Genomic DNA, 25,013 nt, shown 5'->3' with positions numbered 1-25,013 from the left:
CTAATTTGTGTTATCTCTAACACTTGTTTTGAACCAACAATTTAATGTTGCGTTCGGAATTAACGTTGACATATTGCAATTCAGTTTTCAATGTTCATTTCTTCATTTAATTAATAGTTGCATTACAATGTTAACATTTCATTCGATGTTTTGTCAATAAGAAAATATTATTTTTTTAACAATCAATTAACATTACTCTAACAATATTAAATTATTTTTCTTATTAATGCAAGTATATTTTTTACACTTTTTATAATTAATTTAAATAATTTGTTTGCCGTTTTTGACGACTTTTATATGATATCAATTCTATCTAGGAAAGTCAACAACAATTTTAATTTAATTATTTTTGAATTCACATTAGCGAAATCAAATGTTTGTCACAAGAAACAATTCTACCATCATTAAGAAAAAAAGCAATAGAAAAGTGGATAGAAATTAAAATAAATTCTACCCACTAACAAAAATCACTTATTTACTAGTCTTTTCAATAATTTGTTGCGCCATAGATTGGTATATTTCACCAAGTCTATCATCTATTTGATATATAGAAGGTGCAAAGTCTTTAGGGTTCCATGATGGTTGTTCTAATGGAAGTTGCCCTAATAAATCGGTTTGAAGTTCTTCTGCAAGTTTCTCTCCACCACCAGTACCAAATACATATTCCTTATTTCCAGTTTCTTTACTTTGGAAATAAGACATATTTTCAATTACTCCTAAAATAGAATGTTCAGTATGTTTTGCCATTGCTCCAGCTCTTGCAGCAACAAACGCTGCTGTTGGGTGTGGTGTAGTTACAATAATCTCTTTACTAGAAGGTAACATAGTATGAACGTCTAATGCGATATCTCCCGTACCAGGTGGTAAATCTAGAATAAGGTAGTCTAAATCTCCCCATCTTACTTCAACGAAGAAGTTTGTCAGCATTTTGCCAAGCATTGGACCTCTCCATATAACTGGTGCATTTTCTTCAACAAAGAATGCCATAGATATTACTTTAACACCATGACGTTCTACAGGTATAATTTCTTTACCTTGGACACCTGGTTTTTCATCAATACCCATCATATCAGGAACACTGAAACCGTAAATGTCAGCATCTACAAGTCCAACCTTTTTACCTTCTCTTGCTAAAGATACTGCTAAGTTAACTGCTACTGTTGATTTACCAACGCCACCTTTACCTGAGGCAATTGCAATAAATTCAACCGGATTATCTTTTGAAAGTAATCCTTCTATTGTTTGATTTTGTTCTTCCCCTGAACCACGATATTGTTCTACAACATCTGATGGTAATTCTTCAAATCGAATCCCAACTGTATTCGCGCCATTTTCTTTAAGCACTTCTACAATTGCCATTTGTAAGTCTAGTTGTGGTTGGCCACCTAATTGAGCCATTGCTACTTTAACACTTACATGCTCTTTTTCTTCTTTAATACTTACTTCGATAATTCCATCTGTTTCTTTTAATGGTACATCAATTATTGGATCTTTTAATTCTCCAACAAGTTCTTTAACTTGCTCTATCGTTAACACAAAGCGTCCCCCTCTTATTTCGTTATCATTTATATTCTAACAAATAAACTTTGACTATGCTTTAAATTGTTTATACTTAGTATAAATTTAATATGTTGAATAAAAAAGCAGTTAGCTCAAATCATTCTTACAAATAAGAATAATGAACTAGCTGCTTTGATTTAATATTGCTTATATCCTACAACACATTTTATTTCATTCTCCAAAGGCAACTGTCTCCACCTTATATATAACAAACAGTGCTATTTGTGTTTATCGTTTAGATTTTTACTATCTGGATAAAAGATTTCCTTACATATAAATAAGATGCCAATGATTAGGACAATCACCCAAAAATCAATATTGATATATGCATAATGGATATGCACTATAAAGTAAAATAGTAATGTCGTTACCGTAAATGTAATCAAATGATATGTTGTTCCTTGAAAATACGGATTCTCAGGTATTTTTTTCCTAAAGTAATCCATTAAGTTTTCTATAATAAATAAATTAAAATAACCTAATACGATATAACTACCATAGTAAATTAAGTTATCGTAAAAACTTTTATTATAACCAAAGTACGCCAAATGAAAATATATTAAAATTCTACTTAATCCATATAAGCCAAAACCTAGAAATGTTAAGAAGATGGCGCCAGATATTATAAATACAGAAAGTACAATAAGCGTTGTAAATAAATATCTAATATATTTCATTGCTTACTGTCCTCCCTTTCTCGATTTATCTACAATATGTGTAACTGGTATATTCCGACTCATTATTTATATTACCATTATACCCACCTTGTACAAAAAACATATATATATGTGGTAACTTTCACTTAATATCAAAGTTAGCTTAATGTATATACATTACTACTTAGTTGTTACTGTTTTCTCTTTATATACTAATAACCATAATAAAACGAGCATTACAAGTATTACCAAACTTAAAATAATGACGTTATGTATGTGAACGCTAATAAAAGTAAATGACAAGGCATACACGTAGCCCATAATTGTAGATCCTATGGAATTTCCTAAGCTTTTCGTTAATGTATAGAGTGACATCATACGTTTCATATTTGCTGGAGATGTTTCCTCTTGGGTAATCACACTATCTTTAGTATAAACGGTCCCGAAACTAATACCAGCCAATAATAAGCTAAATCCAATAAAAATTGGTGATTCTGTTCCAACAAATACTAATATCCCACAAATTATTAATGAGGTAAATGCACTGATGTATAATGCTTTTCTAGACATTTTTGCTTCTATTTTATCCAATGAGAAATTTAAAATTAGCCATGCAAACGATATTGGGAAAATAACAAATCCACTTTGCAACGGGGATAATCCTATATCTTCTTGTAAATAGATTGGCATATATAAATTGTAGCCCATCAATATAATCGCATAAGCAAAATCAGTAAAGAATATTAAAACAATCATTTTATTAAATTCGTTAACTGGTACGAATGGCGCTTTTACTTTCTTCTGATTTTTAAATAGTATAATTGCTACTACTATTGCTATAATCATTGAACCTATATTTAAATATAAGTTCGACTTATTCATAACTGTAAACATTATGAAAAATACAAAAACATAAAATAAAGTTAAACCTTTTATATCTAACTTATTTGTAGCAGTTGTGCTTTCATTCTCAAAATGAAAAGTAAATATAACAAGAATCATCGCTACTATTGCAATAGGAATATTCACAAAAAATAGCCAATGCCAGGTTGCGAATTCTAAAATACCTCCTCCAAGCACTGGTCCAATAATACTCGATATTCCCCATACACTTCCTACTATGCCCATAATTTTATAACGTAATGGAATTTCAAACGCTAACTTTGGAACAATTTGACTTAAAGCCATCATAACCCCAGCACCTAATCCTTGGATAAAGCGAGACACAATTAATAGAGTAAAAGTGTCACTTAGTCCCGACAGCAGACTCCCTACTGTGAATAATAAAAGTCCTAATAATGTTATGTATATAATTTTAGTGCGCTCTAACAGTTCGCCTACAATCGGATTGGCAATAACTATAGCAATAAAATAAACTGCAAATATGAGTGAAATGGATGATTCTACACTTAAATCCATTTTAATTGTTGGTAAAGCTAAAGAAACTATAGATGTTTCAATTGCAGACATAAACATTATTAGAATAAGTGCAACTATAATGCCTAATGATTTTATATTCATGTATTATTCTCACCTCTCTCGCCTTATTAAAATTTATATTAAATTCTACTTAATTCTCATTTATTTCTAAGTTATATATCTTTACTTTACTATAAGTTAAACAAATTTGATGTCTTTTTCCAATTAATAATACTATTACATTCTTTGCTTAATTGCATAATCATTTATTTTGTTAAAACAACTAAATACACAGAAATACCGACAATATCATTTGATATTGTCGGTATAAAATAAATCTACATAAAATATATAATCGCTATAAAATGGAATACTGAAGCAATCACAATAAAGAAGTGCCAAATCATATGGAAATATGGTCTATCCTTTTGTGCGTAAAACCAAGCACCTATTGTATATGCAATTCCACCAAACAGTATAAATAACATAAATGCAAGTGATGTATCAAAAATAATTCTAGGCAAGAACAATACTCCAACCCACCCCATTACAAGATACATAATTAAACTTAATCTATGATTAACATTTTTAGCTAGTGATTTGTATAAAATGCCCCAAATCGTTATTCCCCACAGTACAATCATTGCTGACCAGCCAATCCAACCTCCGACTAAAGCCAAGCAAATAGGAGTATATGTACCAGCGATTGCAACATAAATCATACTATGATCAATTATGCGCAAAATGAATTTATGCGATGATTTATTTGGCATTGAATGATAAACCGTTGATGAAATAAACATTAAAAATATACTTATAACATAAACAGAAACACTAAAAGCACCCATTATACCGAAGTTTAGAAAACTTAAGATGGCAGCATAAGGTAGCGCACATAACGCTATAAAAGCTGCTACACCGTGAGATACTGCATTGCCTATTTCTTCTCCAAATGTTAAAGGTACAATATCTTTAAATGTTTTAACTACTTTATTATCATCAGCTTTTATTGATTGAGACAACAGTGTAACCACCTTTTTTATATCATATTCATACGTTTTAAATCTGCTCTAGCTGTTTCTACGCTATCTTTACCTTCTTTGTTTTTAAGAGGTGAAAATTCTTCATCTCTCGAAACTTGTAAAGTAATAAAGCTATTTGCATACTGAAATATATCAAAATAAAACAATTCAAATTTCAAAGTTGATTGCTCAATCACACCAAAATCCTCATCTAACTGCTTTAATTTTTTGATTGCTAAGTGGTATGGCAATTCATTGTCAACGACATTACTAATAAATAAGAGTTTGAAAGAATGAATTCCTATATTAGCATTATTAAATTCATTTGCTACATCGGGACTTAGTTCTGAATATTCAAGTACCGTATCTTTGTGTTTTGTATGAACTAAACGACCAACGCTTTCGCCATCTTTAGGTTGTATAGATTTTGTAGTAATATCCATACTATTTTGGAATGTATAGCCAGCAAACAATGGATCAAGTACTTTAACTAGTACGTTATCGATGTTATTTAAGAAAATGTATTCGACACCATTATCTAGCATCTCTTGTAAATATCCAGCTTTTTTAAGTGCTTTAAACACACCACCATTACCATTTGGCGTTTCTAAAATATTATTATCTACATCTAATACTAATTTACCTTCCTCAGATAAAGCTACAATATTATCTTGCATAAAGAAATGCACATGTGATCTATCATAACCAAAGTAATTATTTGATTCGAAGAATAACTGTGTTTCTTGATCATTGATTTTACTGGTCATAATGTACCAATCAACAAATTCGCCTGTTTGCTCTTTTAATGCTAATAATTGTTTTGCCTGAATCTCAAACAAACTTACGCCTTCTATTTCGAAAGAACCTTTAGGACCTTTATATCCTAAACGAGTACCTTGGCCACCAGCCATAAGTAATACTGCAAATTTACCTTTACGAATAGCTTCAAGTCCAACTTTTTCATATTGCTCTATCACTTCGTCTGTAAATTCATTTTTTATATCATACTTAACTTCATTGATAGAAGTAACATCATCAATTTCTTTTTTATTTACATATAAATCCTCGTATAAATCTTGAATATCCGTTAAATTTAGTGCATCTAGTTTTTCAGATAGTTGTTCTTTCTCATTAGTGCTCATTAATTTTTCAAACTCAATGAGATGTTCTTGATTAAACTTTTCTAAAGCTTTCTTATCTAGCATGCTCTCTCTCCTTAATATCCAAATATTTAAATAAAAAATATATCTTATTCACATTACGGATATATAATTTCACTGTATGTACTTTATATTATTATGATGCTCAGTACAACCATAATTATAACCAAGTCAATAATAACTTATGTATAGACGGTTGAAAAATTACATACGTTGCTCCAATAGTTAACGCGCTGGCTAAAGACAAATCAACTAGACCGCCTGTTTTAAAAACCACCGGGAATTTTACACTTATTGGAACAGGATAAAATAATTTAACACCTCTTGGGGTTAACATATCTAGTATAACATGTGAAAGCAAACCGAAAACAATACTACTCAAATAATAATCCGGGGTTTGTATCAAATACAATAAAAATATAATAATCCCTATAAATAAAAGTGAATGTGTAAATGTCCTGTGTCCAAATACCATTCTGATTAAGTAACTAATAAGTTTAAATCGTCTACCAATTTTACTTTGTGCGTGACAAATATCAGGTACCAAACTCGAAATAACTGCAAGCGTTATAACTGTAACAGATGTAAACAAATCAGTATGAAAATATTCTAATGTTAAAGCTCCGACTAATAAGCCGCATGATGCGTGGGTTTTACCTGTCATTTTCACTACTCCTTATCGGATTATATTTTAGCACATTTACGCGTTAAATGCGAACATACTTTCGTTAAAAATATGAGTATAACCTATTTTCAAAAAGTATCACACAATCACTTGAAAACGTTTGCAGTTTATTGTATGCTATAGCTATAAATTAATTAAAGGATGTGTTCGATATATGGCAATGACAGTAAAAAAAGATAACAGTGAAGTAAGAATTCAATGGAGAGTTGCAGATATTAAGATCCCAACAAATGAAATTAAAAATATTTCGCAGGATCAAAATATTCATGAAGTTCCTAAACTTGATAGAAATAAAGTTTCAAGAATCGGTTCTACATTTGGAAAAACAAACCGTGTTATCATCGACACTGATGACCATGAATACATTATATACACTCAAAATGATCAAAAAGTTTATAACGAATTAACTAAATAATTAATTTAACAATATACTAAGACTAGCTATGATGAAATCTATGACGACAGATTTCATCATAGCTATTTTTTATTATTATAGAGAAGTTGGAACAGTTTATAATATACCTTAGTCTTAATGTACCTTTGTTATAAGGTTATCTAGTTATCAATGCCCTGCTAACTAATAAGGGTTCTCAATGATATTAATAAATTATCAATGGTATAATGTGAATATATTACAGAAAGTAGGTGCGTTTCATGTATGTAGTTACGAACAGAATTTATGTAAAAAAAGGATTCGCTGAAAAAATGGCTCCAAAATTTACTCAAGGTGGAAAAATACAAGAATTAGACGGCTTTCATAAAGTAGAAGTTTGGTTAATTGATGATGAGCAAGATTACGACCAAATGTATATCAATACGTGGTGGGAAACTGAAAATGACTTTAAAGCATGGGTCCAAAGCGATGCATTTAAGGAAGCTCATGAAGGAAGATCAAAATCTAACAGTGAAGAGTCACCTGTTTTAGGCAATAAAGTTGTCAAAGCTAATGTAATATCCGTACTTAATAACTAATAATAACGTTTAACTAATTATAAGTTCTATATCGTATAAATAAAATAAGCGCCTTAGATACTGATGTGCACCCTAAAAGTTGGACTAAAAATCTAACCTTTGGGGTTCAGTACACAAATCAATGTCTAAGGTGCTTATTTTTGCTCTCAACTCAGGAGAGTTACTATTTCTTTTAGATTCAAGTTTCTATGCCGGACAATTTAATTGAAATACAAATGAGCCATTAACGCTATAATAGGTAACGCAATAATTGTTCTTATCAAGAATATGATAAAGAGCTTAAAGATACTTACTGGTATTTTAGAACCTAAGATTACTCCACCAACTTCTGATAAGTAAATCAATTGTGTGATACTCAATGCGCCGACAACAAATAATGTAATATTGTTACCGACACCTTCAATTAAAATTGACGGTAAGAACATATCTGCAAATCCAATCAATACTGTTTCTGATGCTTGAGCTGCTTCAGGTATTTGCAGCAATTCTAAATATGGAACAAACGGCTTCCCAATAATCGTAAATACTGGCGTATAGGTTGCTATAATGGTTGCAAGTGTACCTACACTCATCACTACCGGCAAAATTACAAACCACATGTCTATCACAGTCTTGAATCCTGATTTGAAAAACGCTTTAAATCCTGGTGCATTGATACCTGTTTCAGTCGCCATATCAAAACCGTGGCCTAGAGCAGTTTTATTGTCAGGTAACTTTTCTGTTCTCATTTCTTCAGACACTTCTTTTGAGTATTCATCTTTAATAGATCTAAGTGGCCAAATTCTTGGCAATATAACCGCGCATACTATACAAGAAATGATTACAGTTAAATAAAAATAGAAGAAATGATTTTTCATATGCACAGTTTCGGCAACAACAATTGCAAATGTTAGTGAAACAACACTAAACGTAGTAGCAATGACTGTCGCTTCTCTTCTAGAATAAAATCCTTCTTGATATTGTCTACTAGTGATTAAAACCCCTACTGTTCCATCTCCAATGAATGATGCTAGATTATCAACAGTTGATCGTCCAGGTAATGTAAATAAAGGTCTCATTATCGGCCTAAAAATTGGTCCTAATAATTCTAATAATCCGTATTCCATAAGTAATGGTAAAAACAACGCTGCAAAGAAGAAGACAGTTACTAATGTAGGTAATAGACTTTCAAATACAAGTCCACCCGTGTCTTCTGAATAAATAACGCTAGTACCTACTTTTAAATATGTCATCCAAACAAACACTACTGCTAATATTCTTAAAATTAACCAGACGAACTTTACATTAAATGCATTGTTCATTAGACCTTCTGGTTTAAATTTATTTTTCCATACTGTCGAACATAAAATAGATAAAATACCTGATATCGTAATAATAATTACAATAACCAATGGCATAGCATTTCCAATTAAATCTTTTAGCAATCCTGCCAGAAATGCAACAGGAAGTGTTGTTTGTTTTTCACCATCTTCAGTCACAGTAATTGGTATTAAGAATAAAATGATACCAATCAATGACATGATAATGAATTTAAGTTGCCCACGTGTACGCTGTGATTTATTATACTGAGTCACTACATTCACCCCTTAGGTGTATTATTTGATATATACTTAAAAAAACAACACCAATAATTATAACTTATGATGTATAAATATGTAAATCTATAAATTGTGTCTATTTATTGTTATTTTCACATAAAAAAGTAGAGTTAATCCTAATAGTTAGAATTAACTCTACTTTAAATGAAAGCGTTTACTATTGCAATTTATTATTAAATTTTTCTCAATAAGAATAAAAAGTAAGGTACGCCGACGATTGCAACAACAACACCTACAGGAATATCGATAGGTGGATGTATTCCTCGCGCTAAACAATCACTTATGGATAATATTAGTGCTCCTATCAATCCTGACATAATAGTAATATGTATATGTTTATGGCCAACAATCCTTCTAGCTATATGTGGAGAGATAAGTCCTAAAAAACTTAATCCACCCACTACTGAAATAGATGCGCCCGCTAAAATAACAGCTAATAGCAACAATATCATTTTAATTTTTTTCACTTTTGTACCTAATGCGATTGCAATATCATCACCCAAAGTTAAAATATCGAGTTGATGACAATAATAAAAGATAATAGGTAACGCAACGATGAACCAAGGTAAAATAACCAGCACGTGCGACATACTATGCCCATATAAACTACCTGTTAACCACACTAAAGCTGTATTGGCATCTTGGGGATTACGTATTAATAAATATTGCACTACCGCTGTACATATTGCGCCTATCGCTAAACCTATCAATGCTAACTTAGATCCTTTTACGTTAAATTTTGCAATTAATAACGTCAAAATCAAACTCACACATAAGGCGCCAGCAAATGATCCAAACGGTAAGATGAAAAGTGGTGCAGAAGGGAATAGCATAATTATTGAAACTGCTGATAAACTTGCACCTTTAGTTATACCAATAACATCTGGCGATGCTAATGCATTTCTTACTACCCCTTGAATAAGTGCACCAGAAATCGCAAGACTACTTCCTACAATAATTGCGAGAATCATCCTTGGTATACGATATTCATTTAATATAAAGTTATCTTGTGTAAACAAACTTTTAACCGCTTCAAATGGATTAATCCAAACTGCTCCGATAGACAATGATGCAACTGCTGAGATTAGAATTAATACTACAACGATACCATAACGAAAAGTTAATCTCCCGATCATAGTCTATCAACTCCCCTAACTGTAATGAATAGAAAGTATATCGCCCCTACAAATGAGGTAACAATTCCTACAGGTGATTCAAATGGAAATGCTATCAAACGGCTTAAGACATCGGATAATAACAATAAATCTGCCCCGATAATCATCGTCAATGGCACCATTAGCCTGTAATCCGTTCGAATATAATGCTTTACAATATGTGGCACAATTAACCCTACAAAACCGATAGGTCCAGCTATAGAAACAGATGCACCAGCTAAAACAATGACAAGTAGCCCAACAGTGATTCGTACGACTTTGACATTTTGCCCTAGTGATGTTGCTAAATCTTCACCTAATTCCATAATTGTTAATTGTTTAGATATGAAAATTGCTCCAATAAAAGCCATTACTAACCAAGGCAATATACCAATGACTTGTGGCCATTGAATACTTGATAAAGAACCTACCAACCAAAACATAACAGTTGAAGTTGCATCTTCATTTAATAATATAATTCCTTGCGTCATACTAGAAAAGAATAAATGAATAGCCATACCGGCTAATGCTAGCTTTACGGGAGTCATTCCTTTAGTCGAACCTGATAGTGTATAAACTGTCAGTCCGCCAATAAATGCACCAATAAAAGCTAATATCGTTGAGTACGCGGTTAAAGCTGGTACAATCATTGAAATAAATACAATTACAAATGAGGCTCCTGAGTTAACACCAAATATTTGTGGTGATGCCAAAGGATTACGAGTCATCGCTTGCATCAGCAATCCTGAAACGCCAAGTGCAGCCCCTATTAAGAGGCCAGCAAACATTCTTGGCATACGTACATTATGTATCAAAAATGTCTCTTTTGTATCAATATGTTTTACGCTGTAATCAATAAAATCTTGAAAAGTAATATGTGAAGCTCCAACGCTAAGATTGAAGTATATAATGACAAAAAGCGCACATACACTCACAATAAATGTGAGTGTAGTACGTTTTTGAGCTTTCTTTTCATTTGATTTAGTTCGGTTCACGCTATGTGATTTAATCATTACCGTTCATCCTACTTTTGTTGTGAGTCTTTTTGCTCATTTTTAGAAATTTCAGCAAGTTGTTTTGCAATTTCTTCTGAAGATATAATACCTCTTGCACGTGCCCATGTATTTCTATCAACTACAGATACGCGATTATTTTTAACCGCATCTAAATCTTGCCAAACTGGATCCTCTTCTTGTTTTTTAAGGTTTGGATCATTTTCACCTTTATCAGCCATAATAAACATACGACCAGGATTAATATCAGAAAGTACTTCTGGATTTAATTGTAAATAAGGTCCTTTAAGATACTTGGATAAGTTATCAGTTTTCGTTTTATTTAACGCATTATCAAAACCTAACTCTTTTAAAAGTTCTCCAACATATGTATTTTCAGGATGCGCTAATAGTCCTGATTTTGCAACTACTGATGCTAATACAGGTTGTGATTTATCCATAGTAATTTCTTTACTATATTTATCCATTAGCTCATTATGCTCTTTTAATCTATCTTTACCTTTATCTTCTTTACCTACTGCTTTTGCAATTGTTTTAAACGCCTCTAAGTTGTCTTTATAATCGCTATCAAAGCTAGGAAGCATAATTGTTGGTGCAATTTTTTCTAAATCTTTTTGAATTCCTTTATGTCTATTGCTATCTGCGATAATAACATCTGGTTTTTGGTTACTTATTTCTTCTAAGTTAGGTTGCTTACGTGCACCTACTGATTTATAGTCTCCAATTTTTTCGCGAATAGGTTTAAGAATTCTATCTTTTTTACCATCATCAGCAACGCCAACTGGCTTAACATCTAATGCTGCAAGTGCATCGACAAATGAGAATTCTAATGCTACGACACGTTTAGGATCTTTAGCAATTTTTGTCGTACCTCCATCATGCTTAATTGTTACGCCATCTTTGCTGTCATCACCTTTACTGGATTTGTCAGAACCTTTATCGCTGACACTGCCACATGCAGACAACACTACTACGGTTAAAGTTAAAAACAGGATAGCCATAATTTTATAACTATGTTTCATCGTTTTCACTCCTTAGAATATGTATAATTACATATTCAATTCTATTGATAATGATTATCGGTGTCAACAAAAATTTTTAGAAAATTTAATGAAGTTTAAATGCGATTAGATTTCTGAATATTAAAGTTGTGGCATAATTTTTCAATAACGCTATCATGAACATAATTTTTACTTAAGTTTGTCATATACATACTTTGCGCCAACGCCTTATAACCTAAACTAAATTGAATTTTATCACCGATTTGATAATGGTCTTGATTTAATAAATCAATCATTACATGATCACTAGTCGCTCCTATTATTTTAACATGATGATGACGCGGCTTAATATCTTCGATAAATGTATCTAAGTTACCAATATCAACAATTGCCTGTAAATATTGCTGCCCTGATGAAATATCAATGCGTGGTTTAATTTCAACAATCTCCGCTTCTAAAATAATAGCATCTTGATATAGTGAAGCTATTGGTTGGTTTGTTGTTGTTTCGACACCTCTAAAAAGTGTTTCTCCCACGCGTAACTCATTAATCTTGCCCATATCTTGGTATAACATTTGTGATATCATACTGGAATTGCCGCCTGAGATTATTTTAAATCTCATATGCGTTTCTAATTCAACTGATTCTACGAATTGATTAATTAATGATACATCTTCTTCTGTTGGAATAATTGACTGAAAGCACATAAAATTAAATGCTAATCCAATTACACTTACATGATGCATCGAAAGTATTTCATTAATATAATCTACAATATCATATGTTAATATACCTTCTCTTGAATCTTTCCAATCGACCATTAGTAATATGCGATGTTTTATTTGATGTTTTTGGGCAATTTCATTTAACTTACGAATCGTCTCTATTTCAGTTTGTATACTTATATCACTATATCTAACAACATCTTCCAGTTCATGTTGACTAGCCGTTCTAATCATCATATAAGATAAATTTTGATCTTTAGTTTTATTAATATTGTCAATACGTGCATCAGCAAAATGCGTTATACCAATATTTTTTAACGTCTCCACGATTTTTCTATCGCCACCTACGCATTTAATAACTGGTGTAAATTGCATATGATTCTGTTGAAAAATAGACAACAATACTTGTGCATTATATTGTATTTTGGACAAATTTATCTTTATTTCAGCCATCTATTACACCTCTTTATATATAGGATTCCTTAAATCAATGGTCACATATTGTTTTACCTTACTTTCCATTCTCATGCGTAAGAGCGCTTTTACCGTTATCGTTTCACCGAACAATACTTGTTTTAATTTATTTGCATGTGGTTTACTAGGATCTATTGCGTGCTCAACTATCTCTCCTACTAATTCAAATAATTCGGATGCTTTTACAAATTCATATTGTGAAAAATGATGAATGAGTTCTGCAATTTGATTTTGAATAACTGCATGTTGAAACTTAGCTATAACCTCTTCTATACTCTCTGCAATTAAACTCGTGTTAGTAACATCAATATTAGGAATTTTATATTTTAATGTCGTTAAATCTATCCTTGAACCACCTAAATCTCTAACGATAAACTTCATTTGATAATTTGGTCCTAGATTCACGATTGTATTTTGCATGTGCGCTTCCAAAGCAATACCATAATCTTGAATATAGGCTATTAATGGATCAATTAATGCTTTACTATAATGCAATAGAAATTGCTTAATCGCATCTACCGTTAAATCATCGTTCACCCAATTAATATAACTATCTACGGTTATTTGGTTATCAACAGGATTTTTATTAACTAAACTTGCAGTCACTATAGTAGTGCCGTTATCTGAGACATAAGGTTGATGTCGAACTATACAAGCCAAATGCCTTGCATCATCTGGTTCAGTTTTAGCATGTATACCAAATGGTTCCATAGCAACTTGTAGCTGCGGATAGATTGCTAACATGTCCTGTAATTCATAGCTTAATTTAGGCCCATCTACCGTTGTCACACTAGACACAGTTCTTATAGCACTTGTTGCTTGTATATTCACTGGTAATTTAATATGAAACGGTTTATGAACAAGTTGCATAGTTCTAAATGATAAAGTCGCTTTAGACTCAACTTCAAAAGACGTAGGTAATAATCGTTTTTCTAAAATCCAGTCTGCAAATTTGTGAATGATAACATTTTCATATTGCCATGGGTGAACAAGTACAACACTATAATCTTTTAATTCTAAATCATGTGGTGCTAAAAACCCTTTTAATTTATAACGATATTCCGGAATAACTTCATCTATCATATAGTTTGGATCATCTTCCATAGAAGTAACTACACAATTATCTTTATGAATGAGCATAACTTTTAATGGAATAATCTTTTCAAATTCCGGCGCGTATTTTCTTACTTCGTCAGATGTTAATGGAAGCTTAGTCTTAGATAATGGGTGTGTAGGATGTCCTTCAATAACAAGACTTTCAGAATAATTCAAATCATTTATTTGCTTTGACCCAACCATATGCTGTAGCCAAGAAAAGAAGTTTATTGTTTCAGGCATTTTTGAAAATTTTAGCGTTGCATGTATCAATGACTTTCTATGTTGAAAATGCTCATAAGTCAGTGCAAAACCTTCCCTGCTAGAAATCAACTCATCTGTTAATCGCTGGCTAATAGGCATATTAAAATGTACTTCTAGCACTTCTAATAGTTGTTCTAAAGTATCCATCTCTACTTGTGTCTTACCCTTGATATAGTAAATCGCACCATAAAATTCATAACGTTGCATAGCACTTTTTCTAATTTTATTTAATTGCAGCACTTGTCCTTTATATTGTATTTCGACACAGTGATTAAATTCATTAAATAACATACCCTGTGGAAATATTTGCTCTTTAATAATTGAGTTGAAAATACGATACTGCACATTTCTATCTGCCAATTGCCATGTTTCATGCATCATACAATACTGCCTCCATTTTTTCTTTGCCTTCTAGTTATTGTACTGAATAACAATGCAATAACAAATGTACTCGTTCCCATAATAATAAAGGTTTCAACAATACCAATAAGTTCTGCTAAGAAACTCATTAACATGGCCCCTAAAGGAATCATACCTCTATCCATCATAATGACACTAAGTATTTTCCCTCTATGTTCAGGTTCCACTCTATGTTGAAAATATATTCTATTTGTAGTTCTTGCCCATTGACTGAACAAACCAATAAAGAATAATGCAATAAATAGTAAATAAGTATTGCTACTAATCGTACACAATAGTGAAACACCAAAAAGCACAGAGCTTATGTAATACATTTTGACCATAGATATTTTTTCTAAGATATTAGGTAAAACTATGGTTGCTAAAATACCGCCTATTGCACAACAAGTCATAGCACTACCAAATATTGTTACTTGATTAGGAAATGTTTTGTCTGTCAATACTGGCAAAAGTGTAGTATATGTAAAACCAGTTGCCATAATAAGTAACGATGTCACAAATATTCTAGCCCCTATTTGATTGTCTTTAAAGTAATTGATTACATACTTAAAACTCACTTCAGGATTTACCTTTGATAGTTCGTTATGACTGAATGATAACGGTAAGCAAAGTATTAACGATAAGAAATAACATAACGTTTGTACTCCAAAACTAATTTGCGCATTATAAGCTGCCATAATAAAACCAGCTAACGCAGGTCCAATCGAACGACATATATTTATTATAAATGAGTGATACGATACTGTTTGTGTTGTTGTTAATCGTTGTGTCAAATCTGGTAATACCGCTTGACGTACTGGTGTTTCTATTGCACTCATAATGCCACGACCTAGAGAATATAACAAAAATACAATTATCGGTAATTGTGGATTTTGAAATGTTAAAATACATAGTATCATTGTTAATAAAAATGAGGAGGTTATTGTTACTCTTAATAATTTTCCCCTATCACATCTATCAGCCAAACTTCCAGCCCATACACTTATGAGTAAAATAGGTACGAGTCGGAAAAAATTAATCAGTCCTAGATAAATTGCGTTATGATATAGAGTAAATACATACCAATTTAACGTAATTTGACCAATCCAATTCCCTAAGAACAGTAGGAATGAACTAGGAAAAAAATACTTTGCCATAAAATTCCTCCTGTTTTTTAATTGATAATAATTATCATTATCGATATTATGGATTATACAAATATCTTATACATTTGTAAAATAATTTTTTTAGAGGTGCATTATGAATCACAAAATAAACGACAGCAATTCAATTGAAAAACTCACTAATGACGAACAACACGCTTTATCATATTTACGTTCAACAGATAGAAGATGGGCAAATGCTTTCGAAGATATATTATTAGAAAGCCGTGATAAAATCTCACAAAGGTTAATTACTTCTTTACATAGAGAGAATTTAGTTCAGAGTCGTCATCATAGTGAGATTATCAAAACACAAAACTTAAACTTGGGTATTGCGATCACGCAACCTTTCGTTTTAAAAATAACCTTTCCAGAAGCGAAAAAAACTTTGTATGCACCTATTTCAGGACAACATGCCTTTGACAGAATCGATGTTGAAGGACCCTTTTATTTTGAATACGACAACCATTTAGAACGTATATTGCATCCAAATGAAATTTTAAACGCTATTTTAATAGAAGCACCTAACCTTGATAACGAAGCTAGTAACCAATTTAAGGACGATATGAATAATAGTGTCGCAAATATGGCTATTTCGTTAAGTTATCAATCTATAACATTGTCTCAAAATAATGAACCACTTTTAGAATTAATCATTAATGCGAAGGATAGCTATTTAAGATCTGAACAAGCTGTTGTTGAAGGTCATCCATTACATCCAGGTGCGAAACTACGTAAAGGTATGTCACCAGAAATGACTATTGATTATTCTTCTGAGTTTGGAAATACCATCCCTATGAAATTTATATTGATTCATCATGATATTGCGAAAGTACAATCATTAGCGAGACCTTATAACGAAACTGTCTTCACATTATTTAATGGCCTTTACGAAGCTGTGGCCAAATTACTAACTGATGATCAAATTGATGATTATTATGTTATGGCAGTTCACCCATGGCAATATAATGCTGTTTTAGAAAAAGATTATACTAATGAGTTAAATAAACAGCAGCTTATACCTTTAGACTTTGATTTAAATTATTACGCTGGTCTGTCATTTAGAACATTAATGCCACAAAGTCCAAATATTGAACCGCACATCAAATTATCAACAAATGTGCATATTACAGGTGAAATACGCACTCTATCTGAACAAACAACATATAATGGACCACAGGTCACACGCATATTGAACCATATTAAGCAGCATGATTCATTGTTTAATGATATTCAGGCAGATACGATTGACGAAGTTGCTGGTATTCATTTTTATAATCCACAAGACACACCATCACAGCAAACAATAAAGAGCGAACAATTGGGTACACTATTTAGAGAAAATATTTATAATATTAAGAAAGCAGATACAATACCGCTTATTCCTTCTAGCTTAGTTGCCAATTATAGTAATAATAATGAGTCACCTATCGTAACATTAATCAAAACATATGCTAATAAATTTAATATCGGCAGTTATGAGGAAGCATGTAACAAGTGGATTGTGGAATATAGTAAAGCTTTGATTGATATAACATTACCTTTATATGTAAAATACGGTATTGCATTAGAAGCACATTTACAAAACTCTATAGTTACCTTCAATGAAGACGGTTCAATCCACACATTATATATTCGTGATTTTGAAGGACTGCGTATTGATAAAACTTACTTAAATCAAGCTGGTTATAGTACATCAGACTTTCATGAAAAATCATTAATCCTTACAGATCAGTCGCAAACCGTTTTCAACAAAGTGTTTTATTCTAGTATTCAAAATCATCTTGGTGAACTCATTGTAACCATTGCCCAATCAAGTGAAAGTAATGAATTAGAACAACAGATTTGGTCAATCATAAGTGATATCATATTTAAAAAATTACAAGATATTGCATCTACAATGACTAATAATGACAGAATTACCGAAATAAAATCCGTGCTATTTGCACCGCAAATCGATTATAAATGTGTTACTACAATGAGATTAGAAGATGAAGCGGATTATTATACTTACATTAAAGTGAATAATCCTTTATACAGAAACATGGATAAGCAACAATAAAACGAAGTATATATTTTAATAATTTTCATAAATAAAAAAGGTCCGAAACATTAAATGTTTCGGACCTTTTAATTGAATTGAATAGTTCTTAATTATTGTAAACCTTTTTCCTCATTGTTTGAGCTTTGGTTTTTTTCATTTTTTTGAGACCATTCTTTTTTAGTCATAACATCTTCAACGCGCATGTTAACTTCAACTACGTCTAGACCAGTAATATATTTAACTTGTTCTTTAACTAAGTCAGTTACTTTACGGAAGATTTTTGGTGCTGATTCACCATATTCTAATACTACTTTTAAATCAACAGCAGCTTGTTTTTCTCCAACTTCAACGCTAACACCTTGTGTAACATTGTTGCTGCTACCAAATGAACTAGAAATATTGTCGACGAATCCGCCTTTCATTTCTAAGATACCGCTAACTTCTCGTGCAGCAATACCTGCAATTTTTTCGATTACTTCATCTGAGAATGATAATTTATTAGTGAACTCAGGTTCTTGGTTTTGTTGCTCTTGTCTTTTTTCTTGTTCTTTTTCTTGAACTCCTGTTTGGTTGTCATAAGCTTGTTTAGCTTTATTGTTGTCTACTGCCATATTGCATTCTCCTTTACCTTATATAATTTGTTTTAAATTTTTTATTACATTAGAATTCATAAAATTTAATCGATTAACTCCATCGATTGAGGAAATTTAAAAAGTCTTGCTTACGGTCTTTAGTATACCCAACTCCAATTCCAATCAAACATAATACTAGAATTAAAATTGTACTCCAGAAACCTAAAGTTAAAAATAATATTGCTATGATTAGAAATGCTAAGAAGCCAATGATTCTCCATTTAAACGTTTTGAAAAATTCAACAACTTCTTGCGTAGAATCTTGTCCATTTTGGTTATTATTGTTAGCCATGATAACCCTCCCTTACAACACACGTTTGCCTGAGGTTTTTTGATCTCTAACATTAACCTCTAATTTTGATACTGGTAATTCTGTAAAATGCTCGACATTTTGCTTGATGTCATTTCTAATCTCTTCTGTTAAAGAATTAACCTGAACATCACCAGGAACAAAGAAATCTGCTTTTAAAGCGATATGTGATTTCTTTTTCTTGTTATAAAGTTTTGCAATCACGTTTGGTTGACGTATTTGATCATATTGCGTAAGTGTGTCGTATGCAGATTTTTCGACTGCTTTTCTCGATACATAAATATGACCATCTTCAAAATCTTTATATAGTCCGGGTTTTCTATACGTAGGTTTAAACAAGCTGAATACTAATATGAGACCAATAATAATGAGTAACGCTGCTAAACCAATAAGTGTTGGTTCAAACCAGTTAAACTGATTAAAATAGTCTTGATACTGGCTAATTCTAGAATCTTGAATATACATAAAGAGTAAAAATCCAACGATTACTACAATTAATATGCCTAGGATAAAATTCTTAAGTCGTTTCACCTCGTATGACACCTCCTATGCTTTGTTAATATGTACTTGTCATACAGAACTACTACCCTTAAAAAAATTCTTAGAAACATTTTTATTGAATTTTATTTTTAGCTTTTACTGCAAAACAATTTTTTTAGTCCATTTTATTGATTGTCCTTTGTTTCTTGATCAGATAGTTCTGGATGGTTTGCAATACGATATTGTAATAGTTTGTCGTCTGATACAAGCAACTTATTACTTGGTCTTGGCTTTTCAATCGCTAATGATTTAAAAAGTGACCATATCATAAATATAATGACAATCGAAAATGGTAAAGCAGCAATAATTAATAAGTTCTGTATAGATTGTGTACCACCAGTGTATATCATAATCATTGCAAATAAAGCTAATATGATACCCCAGCTCACTTTTACAACACCTTTAGGATTGATACTACCTTTAGAACTTAACATACCTAAAACGTATGTCGCTGAGTCTGCTGAAGTTACAAAGAAAATCATAATCACAATTAAAGTCACTATGCTTAGCAAGAACCCTAGTGGGAAATGTTCTAAAGTTGCAAATGTTGCAGTCTCCGTTGCCTCTTTCGCAATATTTGCGATACCATTTTGCTGTAAGTAAATAGCAGATGCTCCAAATACTGCAAAGAATAAGAAACAAACAAGCGCTGGTACAAATAAGACACCCAAAATAAATTCTTTAATCGTTCTACCTCTTGAAACACGAGCAATAAATATTCCAACAAATGGTGCCCATGAAATCCACCAGGCCCAATAGAATATCGTCCATTGTTGTAACCATTGGAATTTTTCGCCATCAGCTTGCGGAATACGTAAACTCATATTAAAGAAATTTGCAATGTAATCACCAAGTGAATTGGTAAAGGTATTTAATATAGTTAAAGTGGGACCTACACAAAATAATACGATGAGTACTAGAAAAGCGAGTATCATATTAATATTACTTAATGTTTTGATTCCTTTATTAATACCTGACCACGCTGACCAACTGAATAAAAGCGTTGCTATAACAATAATAATGACCTGAGTTATAAAGTTTGAAGGTATATCAAATAAAAAATTCAATCCTTCATTAATCTGTAATGCACCAAATCCAAGTGTTGCTGCTACGCCTGTTACAGTAGCGATAATCGCTAACACATCGATTGAACCACCGATGGGTCCTCTCATCATTTTTGAACCTAATATCGGTGTTAACGTCGCACTTACTAATCCTGGATAACCTTTGTGAAAATTAAAATATGCAAAGACTAATCCAACGATGCCGTATACAGCCCAAGCATGGACACCCCAATGAAAGAATGAAAATTGCATGGCATCATTAATTGCAGTTTGCGTACCTGCTTTATGTAAAGGTGTTAACGTAAAGGCATGACTAATTGGCTCTGCTGTAGTCCAAAAGACTAATCCTATCCCCATACCAGCACTAAATAACATAGCAAACCAAGATTTCAATGAGAATTCTGGATCCTCTCCATCTTCTCCTAATGTGATTGATGAATATCTAGAGAATAATAGATAAACACATACTATTAATATGAGAAGTACAAGTAATAAATAGTACCAACCAAAATTTAATGCAATAAAATTTGTAATGCTTTGTGTAACTGTTTCTAGTTGTTTAGGCAATATTGCACCGTATACAACAAACAATGTACAAATTGATAATGCTACCCAAAATACAATCGTTAATCTGTTTAAACGCATGTCAAAATCACACACTCCCTATAGTTTTATGTAACTTACATACCCTAACTTATTGCATATATTCATAAAATTCATACAATTAAATATATTATAAATTTTATATATATTATTCAAAATAAAAAGCATCCTCCTAGTCACCATATCATGATGAACTACAGAAGACGCTTCTCTTTATGTTCACTTTTATTTAAATAATTAATTAATTATTTTGTTAACCTTAATTTCAAAGTTTAATCACTAGCTTACCTATCATACTTTGATTTTCTAACTTAACATGTGCATCATACAAGTTTTCAACAGTTAGACCATCTATTACTTCATTCACGGTTGGTTTGTAGATACCCGCTTCTATTTTTTCAGAAATATCAGTGAGATAATCACGATGTATTTGCATATCTTCGGTTTCATGAATGGGTCTTGATGACATAAATTCATGTGTAAATGTAATACTCTTTGGTTTAAGCAAGTTTAAATCTTGATTATTTTTGAAAGCCACGATCGTTGCAATCGTCCCTCTTGGTTTTACTAATTCAATCATTTTTTCATAATACATATCCGTATCAAACGTACAGAAAATATAATCTACTTCACTAATTTCATATTTCTTAAACTCTTCAGCTAAATCATTCTTATGATTTAACACAATATCTGCGCCCATATCTTTAGACCATTGGTATGTTTCTTTACGAGATGCTGTCGTTATAACATGTAAGCCATAGTGTTTAGCTATTTGCGTTGCTATGCTTCCTACACCACCAGCACCATTTATAATTAAAATAGATTTCCCCTTATTTTCTTCTGAATTAAAGGAAATTTTAAATACATCAAACAGCGTTTCGTAAGCCGTTAAACCAGTTAGTGGTAGGCTTGCTGCATCCACATTAGATATGTTTTTAGGCTTTTTCGCTACTAAACGCTCATCGACAATTTGATAAGATTGGTTGGAACCTTGATATTTTGGAGAACCAGAATAAAAAACTTCATCGCCAACGCTAAAGTGGTTAACACCATCACCCACTGCTTCTACCACACCTACAGCATCAAAGCCTAAAATTCTCGGCGCTTGTTCAACCTCTGTCTTTCTAATCTTTGTATCTACAGGGTTAACACTAATTGTTTCAACACGTACTAATAATTCATATTGTTCAGGTTCGGGAGTATCAATAGCAAACTCATAAAATAAATTTCCATCTTCTAGATTAAAACTTTGATCTGCACCTATCGCTTTCATCGTATGCACTCCTTTCTTAATTAAACATCATCTGAAACTTGAACAACTTGTTTTCCGAAATTATCTCCTGTAAATAAGTTTCTAAAGGCATTAGGTAAACTCTCAAAACCTTTTTTAACAGATGTTTTTGTCTTAATTTTATCTTCTTGAACCCACTGTGCAAGTGCCTTACTAGCATTTGGGAAGTCATCTGCATAATTGGCAACAATAAATCCTTGCATCAATGCTTGAGATTTAATAATAATTGGTTGGATACGAGGGCCATATTCAACTTCTGTATTGTTATAACCAGAAATAGCACCGCAAACTGGAATTCTAGCAAATTGATTGAGGTGTTTCATGACTTCATCCGCAATCGTGCCACCTACATTTTCAAAATAGACATCAACGCCATTTGGTACTGCTTTCTCTAATTGTTCAGCAAAATCATTGGCTTGATAGTCTACTCCTACATCAAATCCTAGTTCTTCAGTTAAATAATTGGTTTTTTCACTACCACCTGCAATACCAACTACATATGCACCTTTTAATTTTGCTATCTGACCTACAACTGAGCCAACCGCACCAGAAGCAGCTGATACTACAACAGTCTCACCTTCTTGTGGTTGTCCGATTTTTAGTAAACCATGATAAGCTGTTTGTCCAGTCATGCCTAAAACACTAAGATATAAATATAAAGGAATATCAGTTTGACTTACTTTAATAGCATGCTTTGCCTTTATGTTCACTATTTTTTGCCAAGGAAATGTACCAGTAACAATGTCATCTTTTACAAATCCATCTATATTTGATTCGACAACTCTCCCCACTACATGACCATTCATTGGTTTGTCTAATTCGAATGGGGCTATATATGATTCACTATCATCCATACGACCACGCATGTATGGATCTACTGATATATATAACGATTCTATTTGTATTTCATCTTGCTTCGGTCTATCTATCTCAACAGTTTCATATCTAAATACATCATCGGATGGAATGCCTTCAGGTCTTTTTGCCAATACAATTCTTTCTGTGTTCATTATATTACCTCCATTCATTGTTTGACTTTATTCTAAAGGGATACTTTTCATCAATCAATCAAATCGCTTATTTAATACTTTAATAACGTGTTATGCTATTTCTAATTTATAAAACATTTTTCATTTTATTACGATAGGAGATTGTACATTGAAACTTAGTATTTTAGATTATGTGCCAATATTTGAAGGCCGTAACGCTAATCAAGCAATAAATCATGCTGTTGAATTAGCTCAATTAGCTGAAAAGTTAAATTACTCACGTTATTGGGTTGCTGAACATCACCAAGTTTTTTCAGTAGCATCCAGTGCACCTGAAATGATTATGATGTCATTATTAGAAAATACTAACTCAATTGAAATTGGAAGCGGCGGTGTTATGTTGCCACATTATAGTGCTTATAAAGTGGCTGAAGTATTTAAAACTATGGAAGCTAGACACCCTGGCAGAGTCAATTTAGGTACTGGTCATTCTAAGAGTTATCAGAATGTAAATAAAGCTTTGAACGAACACAAAACAATACCTGTTGATTATGAAAATCAAATTGATGATTTGATAGCTTATTTTAATAGTGACAGCGACAACAATACAAAACAGCGCTATAAAGACTTATATGCTATGCCAATTATCGACTCTAAACCAGATATGTTTATTTTAGGTACAAGTAAAAAAAGTGCATCACTTGCTGCTATTAGAGGATTACCTTTTGTTATCGCCAATATGGGACAAGATGAAGATCTAATAAAATCTGTAATAACTCATTACCGTTCTAAATTCAAAGCACTTCATCCTTTACATCAACCATATGTCATCATGACGTCTTTTGTAATTACGGCAGATAATAAATACCAGCGCCAAGATTTAGCTAATGCGTTTCATTTGTGGTTACTCCGCATTGGTTATTTAGACCAACCAAAATTCTATCCCTCTGTGAACTTCGCAAAACAAAAATCATTTTCTTCTAGAGAGATTGAAAAAATGAATCAACACAATAGTCGAGTTATAGTAGGTTCACCTAGTAAAGTCATCTCCAAATTAAAAGTAATGATGACTGACTTCGATGTTGATGAAATTATGATACAACCACATGTTTATGGCGAACATAACAGGAAACAGATCATTCAATTACTCGCAACTGAGAACTTTAAGCATAAATAAATG

Annotated in this window: 23 protein-coding genes; 4 read left to right on the top strand and 19 right to left on the bottom strand. The window is 31.9% G+C overall.

Going from position 1 to position 25,013, the window contains the following annotated elements:
• Nucleotides 1-471: 471 nt before the first annotated feature.
• The 6 genes from BTM19_RS09645 to BTM19_RS09620 all read right to left on the bottom strand — a co-directional run bounded on the left by BTM19_RS09645 (nucleotide 472) and on the right by BTM19_RS09620 (nucleotide 6,481).
• A complete protein-coding gene (locus BTM19_RS09645) occupies nucleotides 472-1,536 on the bottom strand; it encodes a P-loop NTPase (RefSeq protein ID WP_029378552.1) in 1,065 nt (354 codons plus the stop codon).
• A gap of 242 nt (nucleotides 1,537-1,778) precedes the next feature.
• Nucleotides 1,779-2,237, bottom strand: coding sequence for a SepA family multidrug efflux transporter (locus BTM19_RS09640; RefSeq protein WP_029378551.1), 459 nt, complete (start codon nucleotides 2,235-2,237; stop codon nucleotides 1,779-1,781).
• A gap of 159 nt (nucleotides 2,238-2,396) precedes the next feature.
• Entirely contained in the window at nucleotides 2,397-3,737 is a 1,341-nt protein-coding gene (sdrM, locus tag BTM19_RS09635) for a multidrug efflux MFS transporter SdrM (RefSeq protein ID WP_069796684.1), read from the bottom strand.
• A gap of 236 nt (nucleotides 3,738-3,973) precedes the next feature.
• On the bottom strand, nucleotides 3,974-4,657 hold the full coding sequence (gene trhA, locus BTM19_RS09630) for a PAQR family membrane homeostasis protein TrhA (protein WP_037557200.1): 684 nt from the start codon (nucleotides 4,655-4,657) through the stop codon (nucleotides 3,974-3,976).
• A 17-nt stretch (nucleotides 4,658-4,674) separates the two neighbouring features.
• Nucleotides 4,675-5,862: a UTP--glucose-1-phosphate uridylyltransferase gene (locus BTM19_RS09625; protein ID WP_029378548.1), complete on the bottom strand. Its 1,188-nt coding sequence runs from the start codon at nucleotides 5,860-5,862 to the stop codon at nucleotides 4,675-4,677.
• Between the two features lie 115 nt (nucleotides 5,863-5,977).
• Complete coding sequence (locus tag BTM19_RS09620; RefSeq protein WP_029378547.1) at nucleotides 5,978-6,481, bottom strand: metal-dependent hydrolase; 504 nt, start codon at nucleotides 6,479-6,481, stop codon at nucleotides 5,978-5,980.
• A 175-nt stretch (nucleotides 6,482-6,656) separates the two neighbouring features.
• Between BTM19_RS09620 and BTM19_RS09615 the strand changes: the two genes are divergently transcribed.
• On the top strand, nucleotides 6,657-6,917 hold the full coding sequence (locus BTM19_RS09615) for a SunI/YnzG family protein (RefSeq protein ID WP_017722958.1): 261 nt from the start codon (nucleotides 6,657-6,659) through the stop codon (nucleotides 6,915-6,917).
• Between the two features lie 239 nt (nucleotides 6,918-7,156).
• Nucleotides 7,157-7,474, top strand: a complete 318-nt coding sequence (locus BTM19_RS09610; protein ID WP_038678952.1) for a heme oxygenase — start codon at nucleotides 7,157-7,159, stop codon at nucleotides 7,472-7,474.
• A gap of 200 nt (nucleotides 7,475-7,674) precedes the next feature.
• Here the strand turns inward: BTM19_RS09610 and BTM19_RS09605 are convergent, their stop codons facing one another.
• From BTM19_RS09605 to BTM19_RS09575, 7 genes are all read right to left on the bottom strand, one after another.
• Nucleotides 7,675-8,994 (bottom strand): YjiH family protein, encoded by a 1,320-nt coding sequence (locus tag BTM19_RS09605; protein WP_172606476.1) that lies wholly within the window; start codon nucleotides 8,992-8,994, stop codon nucleotides 7,675-7,677.
• A gap of 251 nt (nucleotides 8,995-9,245) precedes the next feature.
• Entirely contained in the window at nucleotides 9,246-10,208 is a 963-nt protein-coding gene (locus BTM19_RS09600) for an iron chelate uptake ABC transporter family permease subunit (RefSeq protein WP_029378544.1), read from the bottom strand.
• Nucleotides 10,205-11,239 (bottom strand): FecCD family ABC transporter permease, encoded by a 1,035-nt coding sequence (locus tag BTM19_RS09595; protein WP_029378543.1) that lies wholly within the window; start codon nucleotides 11,237-11,239, stop codon nucleotides 10,205-10,207. The genes BTM19_RS09600 and BTM19_RS09595 overlap by 4 nt, the downstream gene beginning before the upstream one ends.
• 11 nt (nucleotides 11,240-11,250) lie before the next feature.
• A complete protein-coding gene (locus BTM19_RS09590; protein WP_029378542.1) occupies nucleotides 11,251-12,261 on the bottom strand; it encodes an ABC transporter substrate-binding protein in 1,011 nt (336 codons plus the stop codon).
• Nucleotides 12,262-12,356: 95 nt separating this feature from the next.
• The gene (locus tag BTM19_RS09585) at nucleotides 12,357-13,418 is read right to left on the bottom strand and encodes an alanine/ornithine racemase family PLP-dependent enzyme (RefSeq protein WP_029378541.1); all 1,062 of its coding nucleotides are present in this window, start codon (nucleotides 13,416-13,418) and stop codon (nucleotides 12,357-12,359) included.
• Nucleotides 13,419-13,421: 3 nt separating this feature from the next.
• Nucleotides 13,422-15,179 carry an IucA/IucC family protein gene (locus BTM19_RS09580; protein ID WP_029378540.1) on the bottom strand — a complete coding sequence of 586 codons (1,758 nt, stop codon included), beginning with the start codon at nucleotides 15,177-15,179 and terminating at the stop codon, nucleotides 13,422-13,424.
• The gene (locus BTM19_RS09575; protein WP_029378539.1) at nucleotides 15,176-16,354 is read right to left on the bottom strand and encodes an MFS transporter; all 1,179 of its coding nucleotides are present in this window, start codon (nucleotides 16,352-16,354) and stop codon (nucleotides 15,176-15,178) included. The genes BTM19_RS09580 and BTM19_RS09575 overlap by 4 nt, the downstream gene beginning before the upstream one ends.
• Nucleotides 16,355-16,457: 103 nt before the next feature.
• Between BTM19_RS09575 and BTM19_RS09570 the strand changes: the two genes are divergently transcribed.
• Nucleotides 16,458-18,422: an IucA/IucC family protein gene (locus tag BTM19_RS09570; protein WP_038678957.1), complete on the top strand. Its 1,965-nt coding sequence runs from the start codon at nucleotides 16,458-16,460 to the stop codon at nucleotides 18,420-18,422.
• Between the two features lie 92 nt (nucleotides 18,423-18,514).
• Here the strand turns inward: BTM19_RS09570 and BTM19_RS09565 are convergent, their stop codons facing one another.
• From BTM19_RS09565 to BTM19_RS09540, 6 genes are all read right to left on the bottom strand, one after another.
• Nucleotides 18,515-19,015, bottom strand: coding sequence for an Asp23/Gls24 family envelope stress response protein (locus BTM19_RS09565; RefSeq protein WP_029378537.1), 501 nt, complete (start codon nucleotides 19,013-19,015; stop codon nucleotides 18,515-18,517).
• Nucleotides 19,016-19,088: 73 nt separating this feature from the next.
• Nucleotides 19,089-19,328 carry a DUF2273 domain-containing protein gene (locus tag BTM19_RS09560; protein WP_029378536.1) on the bottom strand — a complete coding sequence of 80 codons (240 nt, stop codon included), beginning with the start codon at nucleotides 19,326-19,328 and terminating at the stop codon, nucleotides 19,089-19,091.
• A 12-nt stretch (nucleotides 19,329-19,340) separates the two neighbouring features.
• Entirely contained in the window at nucleotides 19,341-19,877 is a 537-nt protein-coding gene (amaP, locus tag BTM19_RS09555; protein WP_017722952.1) for an alkaline shock response membrane anchor protein AmaP, read from the bottom strand.
• 134 nt (nucleotides 19,878-20,011) lie between these two features.
• The gene (locus BTM19_RS09550) at nucleotides 20,012-21,595 is read right to left on the bottom strand and encodes a BCCT family transporter (protein WP_029378535.1); all 1,584 of its coding nucleotides are present in this window, start codon (nucleotides 21,593-21,595) and stop codon (nucleotides 20,012-20,014) included.
• A gap of 223 nt (nucleotides 21,596-21,818) precedes the next feature.
• A complete protein-coding gene (locus BTM19_RS09545; protein ID WP_029378534.1) occupies nucleotides 21,819-22,826 on the bottom strand; it encodes a zinc-binding alcohol dehydrogenase family protein in 1,008 nt (335 codons plus the stop codon).
• Between the two features lie 20 nt (nucleotides 22,827-22,846).
• Nucleotides 22,847-23,854: an NADP-dependent oxidoreductase gene (locus tag BTM19_RS09540; protein WP_029378533.1), complete on the bottom strand. Its 1,008-nt coding sequence runs from the start codon at nucleotides 23,852-23,854 to the stop codon at nucleotides 22,847-22,849.
• A gap of 148 nt (nucleotides 23,855-24,002) precedes the next feature.
• Here BTM19_RS09540 and BTM19_RS09535 point away from each other — a divergent pair, with 148 nt between their 5' ends.
• The gene (locus tag BTM19_RS09535; protein ID WP_029378532.1) at nucleotides 24,003-25,010 is read left to right on the top strand and encodes an LLM class flavin-dependent oxidoreductase; all 1,008 of its coding nucleotides are present in this window, start codon (nucleotides 24,003-24,005) and stop codon (nucleotides 25,008-25,010) included.
• The last annotated feature ends 3 nt before the right edge of the window (nucleotides 25,011-25,013 follow it).

This window comes from Staphylococcus xylosus (assembly GCF_002732165.1).
GTDB classification, from domain to species: domain Bacteria; phylum Bacillota; class Bacilli; order Staphylococcales; family Staphylococcaceae; genus Staphylococcus; species Staphylococcus xylosus.
This window is presented reverse-complemented; position numbering and strand designations above follow the sequence as displayed.

Bases quoted from the DNA above. Each gene is read 5' to 3' on its own strand.
- BTM19_RS09640 (WP_029378551.1), bottom strand. From the start codon at position 2,237: ATGAAATATATTAGATATTTATTTACAACGCTTATTGTACTTTCTGTA.
- sdrM (WP_069796684.1), bottom strand. From the start codon at position 3,737: ATGAATATAAAATCATTAGGCATTATAGTTGCACTTATTCTAATAATG.
- BTM19_RS09625 (WP_029378548.1), bottom strand. From the start codon at position 5,862: ATGCTAGATAAGAAAGCTTTAGAAAAGTTTAATCAAGAACATCTCATT.
- BTM19_RS09620 (WP_029378547.1), bottom strand. From the start codon at position 6,481: ATGACAGGTAAAACCCACGCATCATGCGGCTTATTAGTCGGAGCTTTA.
- BTM19_RS09615 (WP_017722958.1), top strand. From the start codon at position 6,657: ATGGCAATGACAGTAAAAAAAGATAACAGTGAAGTAAGAATTCAATGG.
- BTM19_RS09610 (WP_038678952.1), top strand. From the start codon at position 7,157: ATGTATGTAGTTACGAACAGAATTTATGTAAAAAAAGGATTCGCTGAA.
- BTM19_RS09605 (WP_172606476.1), bottom strand. From the start codon at position 8,994: ATGTCATTGATTGGTATCATTTTATTCTTAATACCAATTACTGTGACT.
- BTM19_RS09600 (WP_029378544.1), bottom strand. From the start codon at position 10,208: ATGATCGGGAGATTAACTTTTCGTTATGGTATCGTTGTAGTATTAATT.
- BTM19_RS09595 (WP_029378543.1), bottom strand. From the start codon at position 11,239: ATGATTAAATCACATAGCGTGAACCGAACTAAATCAAATGAAAAGAAA.
- BTM19_RS09590 (WP_029378542.1), bottom strand. From the start codon at position 12,261: ATGAAACATAGTTATAAAATTATGGCTATCCTGTTTTTAACTTTAACC.
- BTM19_RS09585 (WP_029378541.1), bottom strand. From the start codon at position 13,418: ATGGCTGAAATAAAGATAAATTTGTCCAAAATACAATATAATGCACAA.
- BTM19_RS09580 (WP_029378540.1), bottom strand. From the start codon at position 15,179: ATGATGCATGAAACATGGCAATTGGCAGATAGAAATGTGCAGTATCGT.
- BTM19_RS09575 (WP_029378539.1), bottom strand. From the start codon at position 16,354: ATGGCAAAGTATTTTTTTCCTAGTTCATTCCTACTGTTCTTAGGGAAT.
- BTM19_RS09570 (WP_038678957.1), top strand. From the start codon at position 16,458: ATGAATCACAAAATAAACGACAGCAATTCAATTGAAAAACTCACTAAT.
- BTM19_RS09565 (WP_029378537.1), bottom strand. From the start codon at position 19,015: ATGGCAGTAGACAACAATAAAGCTAAACAAGCTTATGACAACCAAACA.
- BTM19_RS09560 (WP_029378536.1), bottom strand. From the start codon at position 19,328: ATGGCTAACAATAATAACCAAAATGGACAAGATTCTACGCAAGAAGTT.
- BTM19_RS09550 (WP_029378535.1), bottom strand. From the start codon at position 21,595: ATGCGTTTAAACAGATTAACGATTGTATTTTGGGTAGCATTATCAATT.
- BTM19_RS09545 (WP_029378534.1), bottom strand. From the start codon at position 22,826: ATGAAAGCGATAGGTGCAGATCAAAGTTTTAATCTAGAAGATGGAAAT.
- BTM19_RS09540 (WP_029378533.1), bottom strand. From the start codon at position 23,854: ATGAACACAGAAAGAATTGTATTGGCAAAAAGACCTGAAGGCATTCCA.